Origin of the sequence: Arsukibacterium sp., assembly GCF_036735525.1 — a bacterium.
GTDB lineage: Bacteria > Pseudomonadota > Gammaproteobacteria > Enterobacterales > Alteromonadaceae > Alishewanella.
The window spans coordinates 1-1568 of the sequence record NZ_DAINOE010000205.1 but is presented as its reverse complement, the minus strand read 5'-3'; the positions used below and the strand labels follow the sequence as shown (position 1 = coordinate 1568).

The window sequence follows — 1568 nt, the reverse complement described above, 5'->3', positions numbered from 1 at the left end:
ATATTCAAATTGAGGTAGATGAACATCTGGCCTGGTATTTTGACCGTGAATTAATCATACATGTACTAAACGACGTGTTTGTAAATGCATTGCGCTATTGTCGGCAGCGCATTCTGGTGCAAGTAAGCGTAGAGCAACAACAACTTGTATTAGCCGTAAATGATGACGGCCCGGGCTTTCCCGATTTTATGCTGCAAGCGGTAAAGCCTGATATGTCACCACCCGATTTACAACACAGCCATACCGGGCTTGGCTTGTATTTTGCAAGATTAATTGCTGCTGCGCATAAAAATCAAGGTCAACATGGCTCAGTACAATTGCGCAATAATAGTGAGTTAGGGGGCGGCGTCTTTGTACTGCAGCTGCCATAATCTAACGGCGGACTGTTCAACCCGGCATTTTATGATTAGTATGGCGTGATAGCCAACAGCGACAGAGGTTTAGATGTTAGTACCCCTTATTATCACCCTGGTGATAGCACTGGTGGTTATTGCGGTTATTGTTAATGTCATTCAGCAGCACAGGCAACGGTTAGAAGCCTTGAAGCGAGCCGAATACAGTAAGCTGCGTAATACCCTGGAAGATACTGAAGACGTGTTGATGAATCCGGCCAACGTACCTATAAGTGCTGCGCTGTCACTGATGCTGCTCAAGCGTATCAGCTATACCCTTAAAGCCATGGTAGAACTTGAACCATCAGCAAGGGATTTAAAGCAACGCTTAACTGATATTGAGCAACAGTTAAAAGAAGGTAACAAAGACGCCCCTCTTCCAGCCGAGGGTCTTTCTCTGCCAGATAACGATCAGCAGCTGATTAATCTGATTAAAGGCATTAAAAAGCTCCGTAACATGTTGCGCACAGAACACGCTCGTGGCAATGCGGATACCCAGATGGTACTGACAGAAGATCGCAGACTGGAATCGTTGCAACTTAAAATCAATGTCGAAAGCCAAATTAAACGCGGCCATCAGGCTCGTACCAACAATATGCTGGGTTCAGCCAGGCAATATTATGAGAAGGCCTTGTTATCATTAAACGGTGTTGCCTTTCAGGATGAATATATTAATAGCAGAAAAGCTGAAGTCAGTCAGGTGCTGGAAGATATTGCCACTGAATTGAAAGCAGGCAACCTACGCGACCGCGCTAAAAAAGAAGAAAAAGAAAACAAAGATTTAGACGAGCTATTTGCACCGAAACGTAAATGGTAACCACATCTAACATTGAAGGCTGCTAGCATTGCTGCTACCAGCCTTCACTGACCAAATCATAACAACAGCTATGACTATTCTTTACTGCTTTCCTTGCTGGTAATAACCCACTTACCATTTTCATACCAAGCGGCCCAACCTGTGGCTTTGCCATCCTGCTCGGTCATCACGTACTGCTGTTTAGTTTTACGGCTCCAGCGCACGATGCTGGGATTACCTGCAGTATCTTTTACCGGCGCATCAGCCAGATAATAAAACTTAGGCGATAAACGCTCACGATATAGCTTAAGCTCCGCCACCATAGGAGCGCGGGTTTCACGTGATTTGGGAAAGGTTGATGCGGCTAAAAATAAGCCAGC

2 protein-coding genes and 1 pseudogene are annotated in these 1568 nt (G+C 45.2%); 2 read left to right on the top strand and 1 reads right to left on the bottom strand.

The window, feature by feature from the left end:
* A partial coding sequence (locus V7D78_RS17305; RefSeq protein ID WP_333609695.1) for a sensor histidine kinase occupies positions 1–371 on the top strand: 371 nt, incomplete at its 5' end.
* 73 nt (positions 372–444) lie between these two features.
* A complete protein-coding gene (locus V7D78_RS17300) occupies positions 445–1209 on the top strand; it encodes a hypothetical protein (RefSeq protein ID WP_333609694.1) in 765 nt (254 codons plus the stop codon).
* A gap of 74 nt (positions 1210–1283) precedes the next feature.
* Here the strand turns inward: V7D78_RS17300 and V7D78_RS17295 are convergent.
* Positions 1284–1568, bottom strand: a pseudogene (locus tag V7D78_RS17295) (type I DNA topoisomerase); the annotation flags it as partial.

Coding starts and splice junctions, on each gene's coding strand:
- V7D78_RS17300 (WP_333609694.1), top strand. CDS start 445: ATGTTAGTACCCCTTATTATCACCCTGGTGATAGCACTGGTGGTTATT.